The sequence below is a fragment of the Ignavibacteriota bacterium genome (assembly GCA_013285405.1).
Taxonomy (GTDB): Bacteria; Bacteroidota; Ignavibacteria; order Ignavibacteriales; family Ignavibacteriaceae; genus IGN2.
Genome location: CP053446.1, coordinates 1,697,828 through 1,718,286 on the forward strand (window position 1 = coordinate 1,697,828; position 20,459 = coordinate 1,718,286).

20 protein-coding genes are annotated in these 20,459 nt (G+C 35.0%); 19 read left to right on the plus strand and 1 reads right to left on the minus strand.

Annotated elements, in window-relative coordinates:
* Positions 1-5 precede the first annotated feature (5 nt).
* The 19 genes from HND39_07350 to HND39_07440 all read left to right on the plus strand — a co-directional run bounded on the left by HND39_07350 (position 6) and on the right by HND39_07440 (position 19,429).
* Positions 6-614 carry an outer membrane lipoprotein carrier protein LolA gene (locus tag HND39_07350; GenBank protein ID QKJ96116.1) on the plus strand — a complete coding sequence of 203 codons (609 nt, stop codon included), beginning with the start codon at positions 6-8 and terminating at the stop codon, positions 612-614.
* Entirely contained in the window at positions 601-1,656 is a 1,056-nt protein-coding gene (locus HND39_07355) for a flippase-like domain-containing protein (GenBank protein QKJ96117.1), read from the plus strand. The genes HND39_07350 and HND39_07355 overlap by 14 nt, the downstream gene beginning before the upstream one ends.
* A gap of 74 nt (positions 1,657-1,730) precedes the next feature.
* The gene (locus HND39_07360) at positions 1,731-2,315 is read left to right on the plus strand and encodes a hypothetical protein (protein QKJ96118.1); all 585 of its coding nucleotides are present in this window, start codon (positions 1,731-1,733) and stop codon (positions 2,313-2,315) included.
* A complete protein-coding gene (gene uppP, locus HND39_07365; protein ID QKJ96119.1) occupies positions 2,312-3,160 on the plus strand; it encodes an undecaprenyl-diphosphatase UppP in 849 nt (282 codons plus the stop codon). The genes HND39_07360 and uppP overlap by 4 nt, the downstream gene beginning before the upstream one ends.
* 187 nt (positions 3,161-3,347) lie before the next feature.
* On the plus strand, positions 3,348-3,842 hold the full coding sequence (locus HND39_07370) for a peptidyl-prolyl cis-trans isomerase (protein QKJ97918.1): 495 nt from the start codon (positions 3,348-3,350) through the stop codon (positions 3,840-3,842).
* Positions 3,843-4,019: 177 nt separating this feature from the next.
* Positions 4,020-5,528, plus strand: a complete 1,509-nt coding sequence (locus tag HND39_07375) for a sodium-dependent transporter (protein ID QKJ96120.1) — start codon at positions 4,020-4,022, stop codon at positions 5,526-5,528.
* Between the two features lie 119 nt (positions 5,529-5,647).
* Positions 5,648-5,770 carry a MetS family NSS transporter small subunit gene (locus HND39_07380; GenBank protein ID QKJ96121.1) on the plus strand — a complete coding sequence of 41 codons (123 nt, stop codon included), beginning with the start codon at positions 5,648-5,650 and terminating at the stop codon, positions 5,768-5,770.
* The gene (gene holA / locus HND39_07385) at positions 5,757-6,767 is read left to right on the plus strand and encodes a DNA polymerase III subunit delta (GenBank protein QKJ96122.1); all 1,011 of its coding nucleotides are present in this window, start codon (positions 5,757-5,759) and stop codon (positions 6,765-6,767) included. Before HND39_07380 ends, holA begins: the two co-directional genes overlap by 14 nt.
* A gap of 93 nt (positions 6,768-6,860) precedes the next feature.
* Positions 6,861-7,445, plus strand: a complete 585-nt coding sequence (locus HND39_07390; protein QKJ96123.1) for a sigma-70 family RNA polymerase sigma factor — start codon at positions 6,861-6,863, stop codon at positions 7,443-7,445.
* Positions 7,446-7,453: 8 nt separating this feature from the next.
* On the plus strand, positions 7,454-8,182 hold the full coding sequence (locus HND39_07395) for a hypothetical protein (GenBank protein ID QKJ96124.1): 729 nt from the start codon (positions 7,454-7,456) through the stop codon (positions 8,180-8,182).
* Positions 8,183-8,311: 129 nt separating this feature from the next.
* A complete protein-coding gene (locus HND39_07400) occupies positions 8,312-8,572 on the plus strand; it encodes a type B 50S ribosomal protein L31 (protein QKJ96125.1) in 261 nt (86 codons plus the stop codon).
* A gap of 113 nt (positions 8,573-8,685) precedes the next feature.
* Positions 8,686-9,756 carry an efflux RND transporter periplasmic adaptor subunit gene (locus tag HND39_07405; protein QKJ96126.1) on the plus strand — a complete coding sequence of 357 codons (1,071 nt, stop codon included), beginning with the start codon at positions 8,686-8,688 and terminating at the stop codon, positions 9,754-9,756.
* Positions 9,757-9,836: 80 nt separating this feature from the next.
* Positions 9,837-12,932, plus strand: a complete 3,096-nt coding sequence (locus tag HND39_07410; GenBank protein QKJ96127.1) for an efflux RND transporter permease subunit — start codon at positions 9,837-9,839, stop codon at positions 12,930-12,932.
* Between the two features lie 42 nt (positions 12,933-12,974).
* Positions 12,975-14,222: a transferase gene (locus HND39_07415; protein QKJ96128.1), complete on the plus strand. Its 1,248-nt coding sequence runs from the start codon at positions 12,975-12,977 to the stop codon at positions 14,220-14,222.
* The gene (gene rsmB, locus HND39_07420) at positions 14,216-15,610 is read left to right on the plus strand and encodes a 16S rRNA (cytosine(967)-C(5))-methyltransferase RsmB (GenBank protein QKJ97919.1); all 1,395 of its coding nucleotides are present in this window, start codon (positions 14,216-14,218) and stop codon (positions 15,608-15,610) included. Before HND39_07415 ends, rsmB begins: the two co-directional genes overlap by 7 nt.
* A 20-nt stretch (positions 15,611-15,630) precedes the next feature.
* A complete protein-coding gene (locus HND39_07425; GenBank protein QKJ96129.1) occupies positions 15,631-16,518 on the plus strand; it encodes a hypothetical protein in 888 nt (295 codons plus the stop codon).
* The gene (gene ligA, locus HND39_07430) at positions 16,502-18,541 is read left to right on the plus strand and encodes an NAD-dependent DNA ligase LigA (GenBank protein QKJ96130.1); all 2,040 of its coding nucleotides are present in this window, start codon (positions 16,502-16,504) and stop codon (positions 18,539-18,541) included. The genes HND39_07425 and ligA overlap by 17 nt, the downstream gene beginning before the upstream one ends.
* Positions 18,538-19,077: a hypothetical protein gene (locus HND39_07435; protein QKJ96131.1), complete on the plus strand. Its 540-nt coding sequence runs from the start codon at positions 18,538-18,540 to the stop codon at positions 19,075-19,077. The genes ligA and HND39_07435 overlap by 4 nt, the downstream gene beginning before the upstream one ends.
* Position 19,078: 1 nt before the next feature.
* Entirely contained in the window at positions 19,079-19,429 is a 351-nt protein-coding gene (locus tag HND39_07440) for an STAS domain-containing protein (protein QKJ96132.1), read from the plus strand.
* A 13-nt stretch (positions 19,430-19,442) separates the two neighbouring features.
* On the opposite strand, the gene HND39_07445 is transcribed toward HND39_07440, so the two are convergent.
* Positions 19,443-20,306, minus strand: coding sequence for a tetratricopeptide repeat protein (locus tag HND39_07445; protein ID QKJ96133.1), 864 nt, complete (start codon positions 20,304-20,306; stop codon positions 19,443-19,445).
* Between the last annotated feature and the right edge of the window lie 153 nt (positions 20,307-20,459).

A 20,459-nucleotide genomic window follows, 5' to 3' on the forward strand; every position in this document is an offset into this window, starting at 1 on the left:
TGAAAATGAAATCAGTAATTACTAGTATATTTTTTATCTCAGTATTATTCCTGAGCAATTCATTGGGACAAGCTAACCCACAGGAATTATTAAAAAATATTCAGGACAAGTTCAATTCGATCAATGATCTTTCAGCAGATTTAGCTCAATCAGTTAACGGGAAAATTAATCTGAAAGGTAAAGTTTTTTATAAGAAAGATAATCATTTGAGATTTGAATTTGAAAATAATGTTATTGTATCCGATGGCGAAACTTCCTGGAACTACAGCAAAAAACAGAACAAAGTTATTATTAGTGACTATGATAGTGAAGGAAATAAAATTCTCTCAATCCGTCAGTTGATTTATGAATATCCCGAAGATTGCAAGCTATCGATGAGTGAAGTTGATGGAATAAAAACGCTCGAGTTGATTCCGCAGGATGACACATTCACTTTTAATTCTATTAAATTGTTCGTGGATTCAGAAAATCTGATTATTAAAGTACTGATTGATGATCCTGCAACGGGAAATATTCAAGTCAATTTATCAGATATTCAGATTAATAAAGGATTAGCAGATAGTTACTTCCAATTTTTACCACCCGAAGGAAGCCAGATTATTGATCTCAGATAATGTAAAAAAAATACCGGCATTGCGTGGACTAATAAATTTTTTAGTTTCAATTGCTCTTGCTGCAGTCTTTCTTTATTTGGCATTTGCTGATATTAACTTAAGTGAAGTCATCCATCTTGTTTCAGAAGCTTCTATCTTCTGGATATTAATCTTTTCGGTTCTGATTATGCTCGGGCACTACATACGAACAGTCAGATGGAAAATTATTTTGCACTCGGTTAAACCCACAGTTAAAATGTGGAATCTTTTTGGAGCGTTGATGATTGGATATGGAGTAAACTGTGTTACTCCAAAGCTTGGTGAAGTTACCCGTGCAATTATGATTGGCAGATATGAGAATCTTTCACGTTCATCAATGTTCGGGACTGTAATAGTTGAAAGAGTAATCGATATTATTTCGATGGGTGCTGCAGTTTTAATTTCAGCTTTCATTTGGGGCGAAAATCTATATGAAAGTTTTCCATGGCTGGAAGCATCACTTTATATTTCAGCAGCACTACTAATATTTGTTCTGATATTGATCTACCTGTCGGTAAAATTTAAGGAAAGATTTTATGGATATGTTCTGAAATTAATTGGTAAAGTGTCAAATAAAGCTGCGGAGAGACTCGGATATATTTTCGAAATGTTAATACAGGGATTTACTGCTTTAAAGGGAACAAAAAATTACTTACTAACTTTTATTACGACTGTAGTAATGATTTTAATTTATGCACTTACTTCATACTTCGGATTTTATATGCTTCACATGCAATCGCTAAGTGATGTAACGCTGGCAATGGGTTGGATTGTAATGAGTATCAGTTCGATAGGTGTTGTTGTTCCAACACCGGGCTCTACCGGTTCGTATCACGCACTGGCGATAAATACTCTGGTTTTGTTGTTTGGATTTGGGGAAGCGATTAGTGCAGCTTATGCATTTCTTACCCACATCATTTCTTACATTTTATTCATTGTTACTGCGCTTGTAATGTATTTTGCATTGAACAAACAGCATATCAGCTTGCTAAATATTTTTAAAACTAACTCAGAAGAAACATGAAAAAATCTTGTATCCTTTTTTTTATTATACTAATTAACTGTGCTGGATTTGCCCAGACTGAGTTAAAAGGAACAATGGGGATTAATTTTTTAAGTGTGCCATCAATGCAGGATTATATAAATGAAAACTATGCACCATCAGGCTCACTATTAGGGACCTTCAGTTCTGCAATAATATTTACTGGTGAAGCCGGAATGTTTTTGAGCAAATCATTTGAACTTGGAATTGAATTACCTTATCAGATATATTCTTACACAGAAAATGTTGGTTTAGGTCAGTACGAATTAGCATACAATTCAGTCTTACCATCGGTTATGGCATATTATGTTCTGATGGGTGACGGTTATAATTTTAAATTTGGTGGAGGAGCCGGAGTAAGATTTGTGAGTGTTACAGAAAGCAAAAAATGGCAGGGAACAGACGAAGCGTTCAATGCTTTTGGTTTCGGCGGATTGCTTCGGGTAGAAGCAAATACTGCACTTGCTGAAAATGTTTATGCGAATCTTGGACTCGATATGCGTTACGATATAAACGGTGAACCTGAAGACAATGAGGGTAAAACATTAATCAACAATGTTCAAAATGAAAACGTAAACTTCGATACTTTTTCGCTCGGTGTTAAACTCGGTATTTCATATTTGTTTGGAGTCAGCAATTGAATTTACTCGAAGCAATCATTCTTGGTATAGTTCAGGGACTTACAGAGTTTCTGCCAATCAGCAGTACGGGACATTTAACTCTTGCAGGTAAATTTATGAATCTTATTTCAGAAGAACATCCCGAACAATGGACAGCATTCATTGCAGTAATTCAGCTTGGCACTATGCTGGCAGTACTGGTTTACTTTTGGAAAGATTTGATTTCTATTATTAAAGACTTTATCAATGATAACATCATTAAAAGAATAAGCTATTCAAATCAGCAAGTTAACTCAAAGCTTGGCTGGCTGATAATCATCGGAACTATTCCGGTAGTTATAATTGGTCTGACATTCAAAGATGTAATTGAAGGGGCAATAACTAAAAATTTATACATTATAGCAGCCAGTTTAATCGTTCTTGCATTAATTTTAGCTCTCGCGGAGAAGACAGCAAAGTTCAAAAAAAATATAGAGAATGTTACAATCCTGGATTCAATAATTATTGGGGTTGCTCAAGCATTATCACTCATCCCGGGATCATCAAGATCCGGTACAACAATCACAGCAGGATTGTTTGTCGGGCTAAACCGTGAAGCAGCAGCAAGGTTCTCATTTTTATTAAGTATTCCTGCTGTGCTGGCAAGCGGAGTTTTACAACTTTACGAAGCTGTTGAGTTTTTAGATAAAGCTATGGCTGTTAACATTATTGTTGCAACTATAGTATCAGGAATAAGTGGTTATCTCGCCATAGATTTTCTTTTAAAATTTTTAAAGAAGAATTCAACCTTTCTGTTTATTTATTACAGGATAGGATTGGGTATTATTATTTTCATCTTATTATTTAACAACATTATTAAACCATAAAGGAGTAAAAACAATGAAACAATTATTGATTGCTTTCATAACAATGTTTACAGTCTGGGCTTGTAATGGTCAGGACGATTCAAAAGTTGAAACCAAACAGGAAACTGTTAAATCAGAACAAACAAAAGTACAGCAAACAGAAACTGATCAAGTACAAACTGAAAAATTTAAACTGGGAGAAAATGAAATGGCAGTTGCAGTGATTAAAACTAATATGGGGACAATCGAAGTACAATTAAACAGATCCAAGGCACCAATTACTGTGGATAATTTTGTAAAGTATGTAAACTCGGGATTTTATGATGGGTTAATATTCCACAGAGTAATAAGTAACTTTATGATTCAAGGAGGTGGATTTACTCCAGATGGAAATCAAAAAGCAACAAATGCTCCTATCACATTAGAATCAAACAATGGACTAAACAATGATGTAGGAACTATTGCAATGGCTAGAACAAATGTCCCTAACTCAGCGACATCTCAGTTTTTCATAAACGTAGCCGATAACTCCTCATTAAATTATGCACCTGGAAACCCAGGATATGCTGTATTTGGAAAAGTAATTTCAGGAATGGATGTTGTTTATGCAATCAGCAAAGTGCAAACAAGTAAACCTGGAGATAAACCACTCAAAGATGTAGTAATGGAAACTGTAACGATAGAAAAAAGAGAAAAGAAATAACAAGGCCTCCCCCGGCCCCTCCGAAGGAGGGGAGAATAAAAAGAGAAAAACATTTTTCAAATAAAGCACTATTCATTGAATGAGAATGCTAGTTAATCTTTCTGACAAATCTATTCGTTATAAATTATTACATTCTAAAGCCCTCTCCTTTGGAGAGGGTTTGGGTGAGGCCTGACTTTGAAGCAGCAAGAATTTTTTTCTTCACGCTGGACATTAATTATTGCGACTCTGGGAATCGCAGTTGGTACCGGTAACATCTGGAGATTTTCACGAGTAGTTGCTCAAAACGGCGGCGGTTCTTTTCTTATTCCCTGGGTAATATTTTTATTGATATGGTCAGTTCCATTAATCATTGCTGAATTTGCAATCGGTAAATCAGCACGAATGGGACCAGTCGGGGCAATAACAAAAGTTGCCGGAAAAAGTTTTGGATGGATGGGGGCATGGATTGTATTTGTTTCAACTGCGATAATGTTCTATTACTCAGTTGTAACTGGTTGGTGCATGAAATATTTTTTTTCGGCTGTCTCGGGCGGCTTGTTTAACACTTCTGATCATTTACTTTATTGGAATGAATTTTCTTCCAGCTATCAGCCATTACTCTTTCATTTTATTGTAATAGTTTTTGCGGCAGTAATTATTGTGAAAGGAGTAACGAACGGAATTGAGCGAACCACAAAGCTGATGATGCCAGCTTTATTAATTATTCTCTTCATATTATTTGTGCGAGCAATTACTCTTCCTAATGCACTTGAAGGAATAAAATTTTTTTTCACTCCCGATTTGAATGTGATACTCGATTACAAAGTCTGGTTGAATGCATTGACACAAAATGCATGGGACACGGGTGCCGGATGGGGATTGATTTTAGCTTACGCAATCTATATGAAAAGGAAAGAGGATATTTCACTCAATGCAGCACTTATCGGTTTTGGAAATAACAGTGTATCACTACTTGCAGGCATAACCATATTTTCAACAGTATTTGCACTTGGTTCAGTTGACCTGTCTACCGGACAGGCAGATGCAATGCGACAGATTTCGCAATCCGGTCCGGCAAATACGGGAATAACATTTATATATCTTCCGCTTCTTTTCACGAAGATATCCGGGAGTAATTTAATTAATACTTTATTCGCATCCGGTTTTTTTATTGCATTGTTTTTTGCTGCATTCACTTCACTTATTTCAATGGTTGAACTTTCAACGAGAACAATGATAGATTTTGGATACGAAAGAAAAAAAGCGATAGTTATAATAGCAGTGCTTGGATTTATTCTTGGAATTCCATCTGCTATTGATTTGAAGTTTCTTGTTAACCAGGATTGGGTTTGGGGAATGGGATTAATTCTAAGCGGTGCCTTTATATCTTTTTCAATAATAAAGTTTGGTGTTAATAAATTCAGAACTGAAATAATTAATAGTTATGGAAGTGATGTGAAGATTGGGAAGTGGTATAATTTTGTAATTGGAATTCTTGTTCCGATCCAGGTTGTGGCATTGTTGAGCTGGTGGCTGATTTCATCAATTGGCTGGGATGCAGAATGGTGGAATCCTTTTCATTCAGAAAATTTAGGCACTGTAATTTTTCAATGGACAATCGTGCTGGTGGTATTCGTTTTATTAAATAAGTATATGGTAAATAAATTGGCTTTTAATATCGAAAGTAGAGAAAGCACCAAATAACAAAAATAAAATCACAAAGAAATTTCAAGCATCAAATTCGAACGTATTTGGATTTTTGAAAATGGAATTTTGGATTTGTTTGGTTTTTGTAATTTGAGTTTTGGAATTTCAAAAACGATATGAACACATTAACAATCATTACAGCGTTAATAGTTATCGGAATAGTCTGGGGCGGATTAACTTTTTTTCTCAGCCGTGCCTTGAAATATGAAAAAATGAAGCAGGAAAATGGCAAAGAGTAAAGCTCCATCAATACTCGAAGCAATAACTGCAATCAAAAAGCGTAAGTTTAAACCGATTTACTATTTCTTTGGTGAAGATTCTTATAATCTTACTGCTGCGCTTCACACTCTTGAAGAAGCATTTAAACCTCTGCTGCTTTCTGAGTTTGATAAAGAAACTATTTATTCCGAAGATAGATCGATCATCGACATACTCGGACTTGCAACTGCATTTCCATTTGGTTCGGAGAAAAAATTAATCATTGTAAAAGAAGCAGAAAAAATAAAAGACAAAAAGCCGCTGAAAGATTACGCTTCTTCTCCAGCCGAGTTTACGGTTATCGCATTCTTCCACAACGGCTCGATCACGAATCTGAACAGCGAACCATTCAAATCTCTTGATACTAATGAGTATTTATATGAGGCAAAGGAGTTGAAAGGAAAGAACTTGATTGATTGGCTGATTGGTTTGGCTGAAGAAAAAGGGAAAAAGCTATCAGAGGAAAATGCACAAGTGCTGGTTGATATTGTCGGCGAAAGCAGGAATATGCTTGAAGATCAATTAGAAAAGATTTGCATCTTCTTAAATGAAAAGAAAGAAATTACCCTGGAAAGTATTCAGCAAGTTTCATCAGAACTGAAGCAGTTTAATATTTTCGATCTGCAGAATGCAATTGGAGTAAGAGATAAAACAAAATCTCTATTGATTGCAAACAATCTGCTTGATAACGGAGTTGAGCCGACTTTTATAATTACAATGCTTACGAGATATTTGATGGGACTTGCAAAAATCCCGGAGTTACAATCTAAAAACACTCCGGTGCAGGAAGCTGCACGAATCGTTGGCACACATCATTTCTATTATCCAAATTATGTTAAAGCAAAAAATCTCTTTTCTGATCAAAAGCTTGTTGAAGTTTTCCGAGCTTTGTTGAAAGCTGATGTTTCTGTTAAAACTACTTCAACAGATGAAAAAACAGTTATTACTCTCCTTATTGCTGAAATCCTTCACAATTGATATTGCATTTTTCTGTAAAACATTCATTTTGGTTAATTTGACGCTGTCAATTTTGAAACAAATTTCAACTAACACAGGTATAAAAGCGGATTAATGAATAAGAATTTCCGTGAACTTTCGGATGAAGAGCTGATTCTTGAGTTCCAGAAGAACAACACGGAAGATGCTTTTAACATACTTGTTCAGAGGTACAAAAATCCGTTAACCAATTTTGTGTTCAGATTTCTCGGTGATTATGAAGCTTGCAATGACGTTGTTCAGGAAACGATGATAAAAGTTTACAGGTATAAAGATGCGTACAACTCAGTGGCAAAATTTTCAACCTGGATTTATACTATTGCAGGAAACTTAGCAAGAACAGAATACAGACGGCAGAGAAGACAAAATATTTTTTCAATCAGCGATTACGGAGAAGAGCATCAGACATACGATTTGCCGGATGAAACTTACAGACCGGATATTGCAACTGATAGCGGAATAAAGGATGAAATAATTCAGAAAGCATTATTGAAAGTGAAAGAGACTTACCGAGAAGCTGTGATCTTGCGAGATATTCAGGGATTAAGCTATGAAGAAATTTCTGAAATACTTGGAGTGAATGAAGGTACAGTTAAATCGAGAATTAATAGAGGAAGAGCTCAATTGCAAAAACTATTGAAAGGCATTTATAAAGAATAGGTTGTATTGTGGAAAATGATGAAAAGAAATATGAAGATGTGATAAAAACTTTAAAAGGTTTACAGGAAGTAAAAGCTCCGGTAAACTTCGAAGCTAATCTTCAGAGAAAAATTAATTCGGAAAAGTTTCAAAATGAAGAAAAGAAAAGTTTCTGGGAAAATATTTTTATCCCAACAAGATTAATTCCTTCTCTCGGATTAATTGCAACAGCGATTCTAATAATATTTGTTGTTGAAACAAATTCTGAAGAAATTGATAATCCATTTCTTATCCAGCCAAAATTAAGGGAAGATCTGGGTAAAGTAACTGATTATAGAAGTTTGGGAAATAGTGAAAACGAGGAAGTTAAAGAAAAGACAGTTGTAAAAGATGTTCCGGTTATTGAGGAAAGAAAAAAAGAAAATGAGTTAAAAGCGAGTGATGACAAAATGATGAGAAGTGATGAATCATCAGGAAAAATGGAGGGTATGTCAGTTGAAAAAAACTATGCGCTCGATCAAAATGCTGCCGAAAGTTTTGAAACAGTTGTTGATTCAGTATCGGTAGCTTCAAATATTGTTGAAGTTAATGCACCAACCGCAATAGTAAAAAGTAAGATTGATTCAACAGCAGGACAAATTTCAAAGGATGAACTTAATTTCAGACAAATCCAGTTAACCGAAGAACAACAAAAAGTTGTGAACGAATTAAAGGATCAGGTTCAATCCTTAAACAAATCAAACAAAGAGCAAAAGTAGCCTGAAATCAGAGCTGATTTTTTAATTTAGCCTTAATTTTATTCAAGATTTCATCTTTTTATTTCCTTATAATCTTTCTATATTTAGCCCTCAAATTTGAAGAAAAAGATAAAAATCGAGGATTTAAAGATGAAAAAAGGAATTCATCCGGATTATAGACCAATTGTTTTTCAGGACCCTTCTTGTGAATTTGCTATTCTTACAAGATCAACAATGAAATCTTCTGAAACAATAAAATGGACTGACGGAAACACATATCCGCTTGTTAAATTGGAAATATCAAGTGGTTCACACCCGTACTTTACAGGAAAACAAAAACTTGTAGATACAGCAGGTCGTGTTGAGAAATTTCAGAAGAAGTATTCTGCTAAGAAATCAAGTAAAAATTAATTTAGAAATTAAGGTTTTACTATAAGCCAGTTCGACTGGCTTTTTTTATTTTTGGCATTGAAATTTTTCTGGTTTTCAATTAGTGTTTATTAACTAATAAAATTTATTAATAGATGAATAAAAAGTTTAAATCATTAGTAATCGGTCTGGCAATTCTTGCTATACTACTTATAATAATTTTACCTAAAATTTTTTCTTCCGGAAGTGAAAATATTGCCGGGAATAATTCAGCAGGGATGAACCAATCAATTCCGGTTATAGCTCATATCGTTTCGTATGAAAGACTTGGTAACAATGTTTATACAACCGGGACAATTCTGGCAAATGAAGAAGTAGAGTTGCGAAGTGAAATTGCCGGGAAAGTCATTCAAATATTGTTTAAAGAAGGTGCTTACGTACACAAAGGAGACCTTCTTGTTAAAATTAATGATGCTGATCTTCAGGCTCAATTAAGAAAAGCAGAATCCAAAGTAAAACTAATTCAGGATAGAGAAGCAAGACAAAAACAGCTTGCTCAAAACCAGATGATAAGTCAGGAAGATTATGAAAGTACACTGAACGATCTTGAATCGAGTAAAGCTGAATATGATTTGATAAAAGCACAAATTGACAAGACAGAAATCAGAGCCCCGTTCAATGGTGTTATTGGTTTGCGCGAAGTGAGTGAAGGAAGTTTTGTTACTACTAATACTGTGATTGCAAGACTTCAGAATCTATCGAATCTGAAAGTTGATTTTGCAATCCCACAAAAGTATAGCTCGATGGTAAGGATAGGCGACGAATTGACTTTTAAACTTAGTGGAAAAGATTTTCAATATAAAGCAAAGGTTTATGCAATCGAACCAAAGATTGAATCTTCAACCAGAACATTACGGCTTCGTGCAATTTGTTCAACTAATTATAAAGATTTATTCCCCGGTGCTTTTGTGAATGTTGAATTGAATCTTAAAGAAACTGAAGATGCAATCCTGATTCCCACAGTTGCTGTTGTTCCCGAATTGAAAGGTCAATCAGTGTTTTTGTATAAAGGAGGAATTGTCAATTCTCAAAAAGTTGAAATAGGTTTGCGGGAAGAACAATTTGTTCAAATACTTTCTGGTTTAACCGAAGGTGATACAGTGATTACTTCCGGAATACTTCAGATGAGACCAGGTATAAAAGTAAAATTAACGGATTTTAATTAACATTTTTTTATGAGATTAAAGATGACATCTTTTTAAATAAATGTCATCTTTTAGAAGCTTTGAATTAATAATATTATTTTATGAGTTTATCATCAACAAGTATCCGAAGACCTGTACTTGCGATTGTAATGTCAATCGTGATTGTCGTGTTTGGTGTAATTGGGTACACATATCTTGGAGTGAGAGAATTTCCTTCAGTTGACCCTCCGGTGATTACTGTTTCAACCAATTATGTTGGTGCAAATGCTGATGTAATTGAAAGTCAGATAACAGAACCTCTTGAGGAATCAATAAACGGAATAGCAGGAATTAAAAGTTTAACTTCGGTAAGCAGAGATGGAAGAAGTACAATCACTGTTGAATTTGATATTGATGTTGATCTGGAAGCCGCAACTAATGATGTGAGAGACAGAGTATCACAGGCTTTAAGATTCTTACCGCCGGATGTTGATATACCAATCGTTGCAAAAGCAGATGCAGATGCAACACCGATTGTGTTTCTGGGAATTCAAAGTAATACCAGGAATTTACTGCAGCTTTCTGAAATGGCAAATAATGTTTTTAAGGAAAGAATGCAGACAATCCCAGGGGTCAGCAGTGTTCAGATCTGGGGAGAGAAAAAATATTCAATGCGTCTCTGGCTTGACCCAAATAAACTTGCTGCATTCAGCCTTTCAGCAGTTGATGTTCGCAATGCTTTGAATCGTGAAAATATTGAATTGCCTTCAGGAAGAATTGAAGGCGATAACACAGAACTTTCTATCAGAACGGTTGGAAGATTATCAACCGAGGAAGAGTTCAACGATCTTATCATTAAAGAAGATGCCGGTGGAATTGTAAGATTGAGAGATCTTGGTTATGCAGAACTTGGTGCAGAAAATGAAAGATCAATATTAAAGTGGAATGGAATTCCGATGGTTGGTGTTGTTCTTATTGCACAAGCCGGTGCTAATAATATTGCAATCGCAGATGAATTTTATAAACGACTTGAAATCCTTAAGAAAACTCTCCCTGCTGATATATCTACTGTAATCGGTTTTGATGTTACAACTTTTATAAGGGAATCCATCACTGAGGTTGAACAAACAATTATCGTTGCGTTCGCGCTCGTTGTATTAATAATCTTTCTGTTTCTGAGAGACTGGCGATCTACTATTATTCCTGTAATTGCAATTCCAATTTCGCTTATCGGAGCTTTCTTTGTAATGTATATTGCTGATTTCACGATCAACGTTTTAACATTGCTTGGAATAGTGCTCGCAATCGGAATCGTGGTTGATGATGCAATTATCGTTCTTGAAAATATTTATGTAAAAATTGAAAATAAAATGGAACCTATTGAAGCGGCGAAAAAAGGTGCTTCGGAAATTTTCTTTGCTGTTGTTTCAACAACAGTTGCACTTGCTTCAGTATTCATGCCTGTAATTTTTCTTCAGGGGTTAACAGGAAGATTGTTCAGAGAATTCGGTATTGTGATTGCAGGAAGTGTAATCATTTCCGCTTTCGTGGCGTTGACACTTACACCAATGCTTAGCTCAAGAATATTAAAACATAGGGAAACTCATAACTGGTTCTACAATATTACCGAACCGTTCTTTGTAAAACTGAATGCAGTTTACAAACATCATCTGACAAGTTTTATGCAGCACAGATGGCTAACACTTCCCGGTATTGGTGTTACCCTTATATTAATTTGGATTTTATTCGCGAACATTCCTTCTGAATTAGCACCAATTGAAGACAGAAGTCGTCTAAATGTTAATGCAGTTGCACAAGAAGGAGCTACATTCGAATATATGGATCATTATATGGATCAACTCATCCAGATAATGAAAGATAACATAACTGAAGCTGAGGGAATTTTTTCGGTCACATCACCGGGTTTTGGTGCATCAAGCTCAGTTAATTCAGGATTTGCCGGCGCAATTTTAGTTGAGCCTGATAAAAGAAAAAGAACTCAAATGCAAATTGCGGATGACATTACTCCTGTTGTTAATAAACTAACAGGCGCAAGAACATTCGTAACACAGCAGCAGACAATCGGAGGAAGAAGAGGTGGATTACCGGTCCAATTTGTAATTCAGGCACCAAACTTTGATAAGCTTGAAGAATATCTTCCAAAATTTTTAGATGAAACAAGGAATTATCCTATCTTCACTGTAGTTGATGCAAATTTGAAATTCAATAAACCTGAATTGAAACTTAGTATTGACAGACAGAAAGCCAGAGCACTCGGTGTGTCAACGGCTGATATTGCTCAAACAATTCAGGCAGCGTTCAGTGGTCAGAGATTTGGTTTCTTTATTAAAGACGGAAAACAATATCAGGTAATTGGTCAGTTTTCAAGAGAGAACAGGGATGCACCGATCGATCTGAAATCAACTTATGTGAAAAATAACAAAGGCGAATTAATACAACTTGATAACGTTGTATTCACGGAAGAACAAAGTGCCCCTCCTCAGCTTTACAGATTCAATAGATATGTTTCTGCAACAGTTTCTGCCGGATTAGCTCCGGGTAAAACTCTCGGTGAAGGGATAGAAACAATGTATGAAATTGCTGATAAAGTTCTGGATGAATCATTCGCAACATCACTTGATGGTCCTTCAAAAGATTTCCAGGAAAGTTCATCGAGTTTATTGTTCGCATTTATTCTTGCACTCGGATTAATCTATCTTGTTCTCGCTGCTCAGTTTGAAAGTTTCAGAGATCCGTTTATAATTTTATTTACAGTGCCGCTTGCTCTGGCTGGTGCGTTAATTTCTCTTTGGTATTTTGACCAGACGATGAACATATTTAGTGAGATAGGAATTATTATGTTGATTGGACTTGTAACTAAGAACGGAATTTTAATTGTTGAATTTGCAAATCAAAGAAAAGCTGCAGGAATTGAAAAAACTGAAGCAGTTATCAGTGCAGCAATTTCAAGATTAAGACCAATCTTGATGACAAGCTTGTCAACCATACTTGGAATATTACCAATTGCACTTGCTCTCGGTGCCGGTTCTGAAAGCAGAGTTTCAATGGGTATTGCCGTTGTTGGCGGATTGATTTTCTCCACATTCCTCACTTTGTTTATTGTACCTGCAATGTATTCTTATTTATCAAGGAAAACTGCAACAGTCAGCAATGTTACCGAAACGGAGATTTTGCAAGCTTCAGTTCAAAAATCTTAACTCAAAAAGTATTAAATTTCAAAAAATTAAAAAGAAATTTATATGCCCATCTGCATTTTTGAGGACGAACAATATCTCGATTTCGAACCGCTGATCTACTCAAGACCGGTTTATGATTTAATCTGCGGAATGACATCTCTCAAAGAGAAAATTATACGAGCATTCCCTAAAGAAAAAATTGTTCTCAAATGCCGGCACTATCTTGAGCCATTCATAAAAACTGAAAATCCAAAATGCAAAGTAAATCAATTTGATAACGATGATTATTTATTCATCAACGGAAGAATTGTTGCTCCTTCAAATCTGAAAAATATTTTATTTGTAAAACCCGGGGAAGAAAAAGTTTTTGTTTCTGGTGGTGTTATTATTGCGGCAAAAGTATCTGCTAAAAGGATTAAAGAATTTTCTCTCGACAAAGTTGAATTCATCAATACACAACTAATCAGTAATTTCCTCTCAGTTGAAGTTGATATCCCGGTTGCAAATTATTTGTGGGATCTTAGTTATCTGAACGGAGAAGAAATTCAGAATGATTTCAAGATTTATACAAAAGGAAAATCATCTGCGAAGAAAAAATACCCCGGAGTAAATTTTGTAAATAAGAAAAATATTTTCATCAGTAAAGATGTTGAAATAAAGCCTGGCGTTGTGCTCGACGCATCAACGGGACCGATATTTATTGAAAAGAATGTAACAATATTTCCGAACGCAGTTATTCAGGGACCTTTTTACGTGGGCGAATCTTCAAGAATAAAAAGCTGTGCAACAATTTATCCGAATGTAAGTATTGGAAAAGTCTGCAAGATTGGTGGTGAAGTTGAGGATACTATCATTCAACCTTACACAAATAAACAGCATTCAGGTTTTCTTGGTCATTCATATCTTGGAAGCTGGATAAATCTTGGTGCTGATACAAACAACAGCGATCTTCAAAATAATTACGGACCGATCACAGTTCAGGTAAATAGCAAACGAATAAATTCAGGGAAACAATTTGTTGGATTGATGATGGGAGATCATTCAAAGACAGCAATTAACACTATGTTCAATACAGGAACAGTTGTCGGATTTTCAAGCAACGTTTTTGGTGCTGGTTTTCCTCCAAAATATTTTCCATCTTTTGGATGGGGTGGAAATGAATCTATGCAGGAATACAAACTTGCGAAAGCTATTGAAACAGCAAAAGCGGTTTTTATAAGAAGAAATAAAAGTTTTACAATTGAAGATGAAATGCTTTTTAGAACAATATTTAACCTAACAAAAGAAGACAGAACGAAAAGAGGATATTAGTGGATCAGGAAACGAATAATTCAGAAATAAAAATTGAAACGCACTCAATAACAGATTTATATCAGGGAGTTCGCGGATTAGCAATCAAAATTTTAAATAGAATTGACAGGACGGATGCTTATCTGGAAAGACTTCTCGACAACGAGATGAAAAGCACGGATATGAGCGGACCTGATAAAGCCTTGCTCTACGAAATTGTTCATGGTGTTGTCAGATGGCAGGGCAGACTTGATTGGATTTTAAATGGCTTTTATAAAGGAACATTTTCAAAAGCAATCCCAAATTTGAAAAATGCTCTTCGTGTTGCTCTTTACCAGATATTATTTTTAGATAGAGTACCGGATTACGCTGCTGTAAATGAAGTTGTTGAGTTCGTAAAAAAACTTCAGGGGCAGAAACCTGCTGATCTTGTAAACGCAGTCCTCAGAAATATTATCAGAAGCAAAAACACAATAAGATATCCTGATCCGGAAGAAGACCTCGTTGGTTATCTTGCTGCATACTATTCGCATCCATCCTGGATGGTCAAAAGATACGTGGCAAGATTCGGCAGGGAAGAAACAGAAAAACTGTTAGCTGCTAATAATGAAAAACCATATTTAACTTTAAGAATCAATGCTTTAAAAACAAAACCGGAAGAATTTAAAACACTTCTTGAAAAAGTGAACTTAAAATATCATCAGGGAAATTATTTGCCTGAGTTTTTCAAGCTGCATAATCTTACAAACATAACTGCCTGGGAATATTATATAAAAGGATATTTCAATATTCAGGATGAGAGTGCGGGATTAGCGTGCAGGCTTCTTGATGTTAATGAAGGTCAACGTGTTCTTGATATGTGTGCGGCACCTGGCGGTAAAACTGCATATATATCTGCATTGATGCACTCAAGAGGTGAAGTTGTTGCAATTGACCGGTTTGAAAGCCGGTTGAAACTGCTACAAAAAAATATGACAAGGTTAAGTGTTGATTGTGTCAGAATTATTGAAGTTGATGCTCTGGAGTATAAAAGTCTGCCGTTCGACAGAGTGCTTGTTGATGCACCTTGTTCCGGCAGCGGAACTTTTTCTAAAAAACCAGATATCAAATGGAAGAAGAATTTGTTTGATATACGTGATCTGAATGTTTTGCAGTCAAAACTCCTTGCAAAAGCTACATCCTTAGTGAAAGTTAATGGGGTAATAGTTTATAGTACATGCTCGATTGAACCTGAAGAAAATTTTGAAATCGTAAAAAAGTTTCTGAATGAAAATCCAAATTTCAAATTTGAAAGTGCGCGGGGAAAAGTACCTGATGAAGTAATCGACGAGAATGGCTGCATCCAAACTTTGCCTCATATTCATAAAACAGATGGAGCCTTTGCAGCAAGGTTTGTAAGGATTTCATGAAATTATAATTAGTTATTTAAATGCTTGATAGATTTGCAGAACAATTAAAAAAGGCGCGGCTGAAAAAAGGACTTTCTCTTCAGCAAATAGCTGCTAAAACCAGGATAGATATAAAGTTTCTTGAAGCAATAGATAACGGGAATTTTGGTTTTTTACCCGACTTATATGTAAAAGCATTCATTAAACAATTTGCTAAGTCAGTGGATCTTGATGAGAATGAAACGATCAAGAAATATGAAGATGCACTTGCAGGCAAAATTATTGACGATGACGAACCTAAATCTCTCCTTGAACAAAAAATAGAAATAAACAGACCTGAGCCCAAAACTGCTGACGAAAAGCCAACAATCGTTTTTAATAGTGCGCCTCCGGAAAATAAACCATCATTAAAACCAGATGATCTTAATAAAAAACTCAGAATATTAATTTATATCTCAGGAGCAGTATTTGTTGGCGTCATCATTTACTTTGCGTTGGTGAATCGAACATCCACGATAATTGTTGAAGAAGCACCATATGAAAAGATTCTTGAAGAAACCAGAAACCGTTACGAGACAAAAGAGGAAAAGATTGATTCAGAATTTGTTCCTTTAAGTACGGATAGTCTTGTTTTGCAATTTGTTAATACTGATTCTGTGGACTCTGCCTGGGTCATGGTTATTCATGATGATTTGACAAAAGAAGATTTCCTGCTTTATCCTGGAAACTCAAAAACAGTTCGTGCAAGGGAGAATCTGAAATTTACTTTGGGTAACTCTGGTGTGATTTTTCTTAAATTGGATAATCAGCAGTTGAATTTTGAAGGCAGAAAAGGATCGGTAAGACATTACGAAGTGACGAGGAAAGGTATTCAAAGATTAAATTCACCCCCCGTAATTAAGGTTGAGCAAAATGTCAACCTCAATTGAAAAAAGAATCGAAGCACTCCGTGAAGTGATCAGGAAACATGATCATAACTACTACATTCTTGCTCAGCCAACTATCTCAGATTTCGAATATGACAAACTCATCAAAGAGCTAGAAATTCTGGAGAAACAACATCCGGAATTAATTACTACTGATTCGCCAACTCAACGGGTAAGCAGTGATCTTACCAAAGAATTCAAACCAGTTGAACATAAAATTCCAATGCTTAGTCTTTCAAACACTTACTCAGAGGAAGAATTATATGATTTTGACAGAAGAGTAAGAGAATCGTTTACTGCCGGAGAAAAGGTAGAATACATTGTAGAGCTGAAAATAGACGGTGCTTCTGTAAGCATAAATTATGTAAATGGAAAGTTGCAAACTGCTTCTACACGCGGCGATGGTACTGTTGGTGAGGAAATCACAGCTAATGTTCGCACAATAAAAGCAGTTCCTTTGAAAATTAAAAAAGACAGTTCAATCCCGTTCAAACTTAATGACTTCGAAGTACGTGGTGAAATATTTATGAAGATCGAAGAATTTGAAAAGTTGAATAAAGAACGGGAACAGAAAGGTGAAAAAACTTTTGCGAATCCACGAAATTCCACAGCGGGCACTTTAAAATTACAGGATCCCAAAATAGTTGCACAAAGACCTTTAAATATTTTTACTTATAGTTTGATCAGTCTTGAGGAAGAATTCAAATCACAAGGAGAAAACCTTTCGATACTAAAAAAACTTGGTTTTAAAGTGAATGAACATTACAAGAAGTGTAAAAATATCGAGGAAGTTATTAAAGTTTGTGAAGAATTTGAACTTCTGCGGGAAGATTTGAAATATGAAATTGATGGTGCAGTAATAAAGGTTGATTCAGTCAAACAGCAGAACGAATTAGGAAACATAGCCAAAGCTCCACGATGGGCTGTTGCTTTTAAGTTTAAATCGAAACAGGCAGTAACAAAAATAAAAGATATTGTCTGGCAGGTTGGTCGAACAGGTGCAGTAACTCCGGTTGCAGAACTTGAACCGAAATTTCTTGCAGGCTCAACTATAAGCCGTGCAACTCTTCACAATTTTGATGAGATAATAAGAAAAGATATTCGTGTTGGAGATATTGTTGTAATTGAAAAAGGTGGAGATGTAATTCCGAAAGTAGTTCAGGTAGATTTGAGTAAAAGAAAGTCAGGAACCAAAAAAACCAAACCACCAGAAAAATGTCCTGCCTGTGGCTCCAGATTATTCAAGCCTGAAGGTGAAGTCGCATTCTATTGTGAAAACACAGAGTGTCCTGATCAGGTTAAAGGAAGATTGGAACATTTTGCATCTCGTGGTGCTATGGATATCGAGGGTTTGGGAGAATCACTAATCGATTTGTTTGTTGAAAAAGGATTCTTAAAGACATATAGTGACATCTACAAACTGAAAAACTTTAAAAATGACTTGGTAGCCATTGATCGGCTTGGAGAAAAAAGTGTTTCAAACCTTCTGGAAGCAATTGAAAAAAGTAAAGAAAAACCATTTGATAAAGTACTATTTGCATTAGGAATTCGTTACGTTGGTTCTGGAGCTGCTAAAAAACTGGTCTCCCATTTTAAATCACTTGATGAATTAATGTCAGCAAATGAAGTAGAAATAACAAGTGTTCACGAAATAGGTGAAAGTATTAGCAAAAGCATACGTAAGTTTTTTAGTGATAATCATAACAAAAAAATTATTGAGGAATTGAAAAAGGCTGGCTTAAAGTTTACATTTACTGATGCTAAAACTACTTTTGTTGGAGATAACTTCTTTAAGGATAAAAAATTTGTTTTAACGGGCACTTTAACTACTCTCACACGGGAAGCGGCGGAAGAAAAAATATCAAATCTTGGCGGGAGTACGTCTTCGAGTGTTAGTAAAAATACAGATTATGTTTTAGCAGGTGAAAAAGCCGGATCAAAACTGGAGAAAGCAAAATCATTGGGTATTAAAATTATAAATGAATTTGAATTTATAGAAAAAGTAAGCGAAGCAGAATTGAAATGATTGCAGCATTAAAAGAACAGGCAGCGAGATTTGTAGTTCGGAAAAAAACTCCGGTTGTTGAATTTAGTCAACGGAATTTTGCTTCTATTTTATCTAGGACCTATTCCTTCCTGGTAATGATGCCAGCAAAAGAGAGTGACTTCAGATTTGTTTTTCCGATTCTTGAATATCTTAGAGAACAACGAAAAAATATTGTTGTGATGACTTATGATTACAGAGTTAGTTTGCTTCAGCCGTATTTTAAAACAAATGCAGTTGAACATGGTGTAAAGGATGAAACTAAACTAAATCTCCCATCAAAAAAATTACTTGATAAGTTGACGAATATACGTTTTGATGTAATTATAGATGCTAACAGGGAAGAAGTTCTTTTTTATAATTACATTGCCCGATCGCTTAATTCACAGGTAAAAATTGGTTTTTCCAGATCAGACTCGGATAAATATTTTAACTTGCAGGTTGTCAATAAGCAGAATGATCCGGAAACATCATACAAAAATCTCATCGATTGTTTAAAAATGTTTCAAGGACATTGAGATGAATTTTGAAGTAAAAAAAGAAACAGGGATAACAATTTTTAAATTGAACGAAGCAAGACTCGATACGAACATATCAGGTTTGCTCAAAGGTGAGTTTACTATGCTCTTAAAGGTTGAAGGTGCAAAAAAATTTATTCTTGATTTATCTTCCGTTGAAAGCTGCGACAGCTCAGGTCTCAGCGCTATTCTTGTTGCTAATAGAATTCTCAATTCTACAAATGGGCAAATGCGAATTGCGTCGCCATCAGAAAAAGTGTATGCACTTATTAAAATTACTCAGTTAGACAGGGTGCTTCCGGTTTGTCAGACAGTTGATGAAGCGTTTCAGGATTTGAAAAAAGTAGATTAAATACAATTAATTTTTACGAATCTTCTTTCTTACACAATTCATTTACATAATAAAAAGCACCAAGGTAACCCAAATCAAGAGCCTTTTTCAAATCTGCGCACCCACCATCAACATCGTTCATTTTGTGTTTTAAAAGTCCTCTTTCAAGGTATGCAACTTCATACTTTGGATTAATTTCTATTGCCTTCGAAAGGTAATTGATTGCTTCTGAAGTATTTTCCTTTTGTTTCAAACAGAGCGCAAGATCAAAATAAGCTTCCGGAGAATCGCTAACAGAATTTATATAACTTTTGAGATTAAGAATCGCATTATCCATATCGTCGAGAAAAAAGTAGGACAATCCTTTGTAATAGAATGCATTTGGTTCTTTCATTTTTAAGTTTATACATTCTGTAAAATCACTAAGTGCACTCTCGTGATTTTTTAGTTGAAACTTTGTTAGCCCACGGCAGTAAAATCCGGTAATTTCGTGCGGATTAGTCTCAATAGCAAGACTGAATTCTTCTAAAGCTTTCTTGTAATCCAGATTATTAAAATTTTCTACGCCGTTCCTTATTGAATTCTGCACTTTCAAGTTATTAAAATCAATATATGTAGCATACCTGTTTATTTCAGCATTAATATCTTTTGATGGAAAAATAAGTTCTTCCTTTGGAAAGAGATCCTCTGATTTCTGAACTTCTACAGGAATTTCCTTTTCAGGAACTTTTTTATCCACTGCCTGTTCTTCATTAACCTGCTTTTCAAGTATTTTTTCAAGTTCGGTTTTTTCGCGCAAAGATAATTTTGCCTCGAATTCTTTATTTCCTCTTTTAAAGAAAAGTATTAATCCATAAACAATTATGAGTAACGCTATTGCGCCAATCAGATACAGCATACTAAGTTTACCATTATTGATCTATTCCTTGAACTATTTGTATTTAGTATAAAATATTCTACGACAAATTTAGACAAAAATCCATATTTTTTCATTAATGAAAAGTTAAAAGTTCTGATAATCTCAGCGTGCTTTAATAAACATAGCGCAATA

What these genes read in the sequence shown, in the direction of transcription:
- HND39_07350 (QKJ96116.1), top strand. Translation starts at nt 6, where the DNA reads ATGAAATCAGTAATTACTAGTATATTTTTTATCTCAGTATTATTCCTG.
- HND39_07360 (QKJ96118.1), top strand. Translation starts at nt 1,731, where the DNA reads ATGGGGATTAATTTTTTAAGTGTGCCATCAATGCAGGATTATATAAAT.
- HND39_07370 (QKJ97918.1), top strand. Translation starts at nt 3,348, where the DNA reads ATGGCAGTTGCAGTGATTAAAACTAATATGGGGACAATCGAAGTACAA.
- HND39_07380 (QKJ96121.1), top strand. Translation starts at nt 5,648, where the DNA reads ATGAACACATTAACAATCATTACAGCGTTAATAGTTATCGGAATAGTC.
- holA (QKJ96122.1), top strand. Translation starts at nt 5,757, where the DNA reads ATGGCAAAGAGTAAAGCTCCATCAATACTCGAAGCAATAACTGCAATC.
- HND39_07390 (QKJ96123.1), top strand. Translation starts at nt 6,861, where the DNA reads ATGAATAAGAATTTCCGTGAACTTTCGGATGAAGAGCTGATTCTTGAG.
- HND39_07400 (QKJ96125.1), top strand. Translation starts at nt 8,312, where the DNA reads ATGAAAAAAGGAATTCATCCGGATTATAGACCAATTGTTTTTCAGGAC.
- HND39_07405 (QKJ96126.1), top strand. Translation starts at nt 8,686, where the DNA reads ATGAATAAAAAGTTTAAATCATTAGTAATCGGTCTGGCAATTCTTGCT.
- HND39_07410 (QKJ96127.1), top strand. Translation starts at nt 9,837, where the DNA reads ATGAGTTTATCATCAACAAGTATCCGAAGACCTGTACTTGCGATTGTA.
- HND39_07415 (QKJ96128.1), top strand. Translation starts at nt 12,975, where the DNA reads ATGCCCATCTGCATTTTTGAGGACGAACAATATCTCGATTTCGAACCG.
- HND39_07425 (QKJ96129.1), top strand. Translation starts at nt 15,631, where the DNA reads ATGCTTGATAGATTTGCAGAACAATTAAAAAAGGCGCGGCTGAAAAAA.
- ligA (QKJ96130.1), top strand. Translation starts at nt 16,502, where the DNA reads ATGTCAACCTCAATTGAAAAAAGAATCGAAGCACTCCGTGAAGTGATC.
- HND39_07435 (QKJ96131.1), top strand. Translation starts at nt 18,538, where the DNA reads ATGATTGCAGCATTAAAAGAACAGGCAGCGAGATTTGTAGTTCGGAAA.
- HND39_07440 (QKJ96132.1), top strand. Translation starts at nt 19,079, where the DNA reads ATGAATTTTGAAGTAAAAAAAGAAACAGGGATAACAATTTTTAAATTG.
- HND39_07445 (QKJ96133.1), bottom strand. Translation starts at nt 20,306, where the DNA reads ATGCTGTATCTGATTGGCGCAATAGCGTTACTCATAATTGTTTATGGA.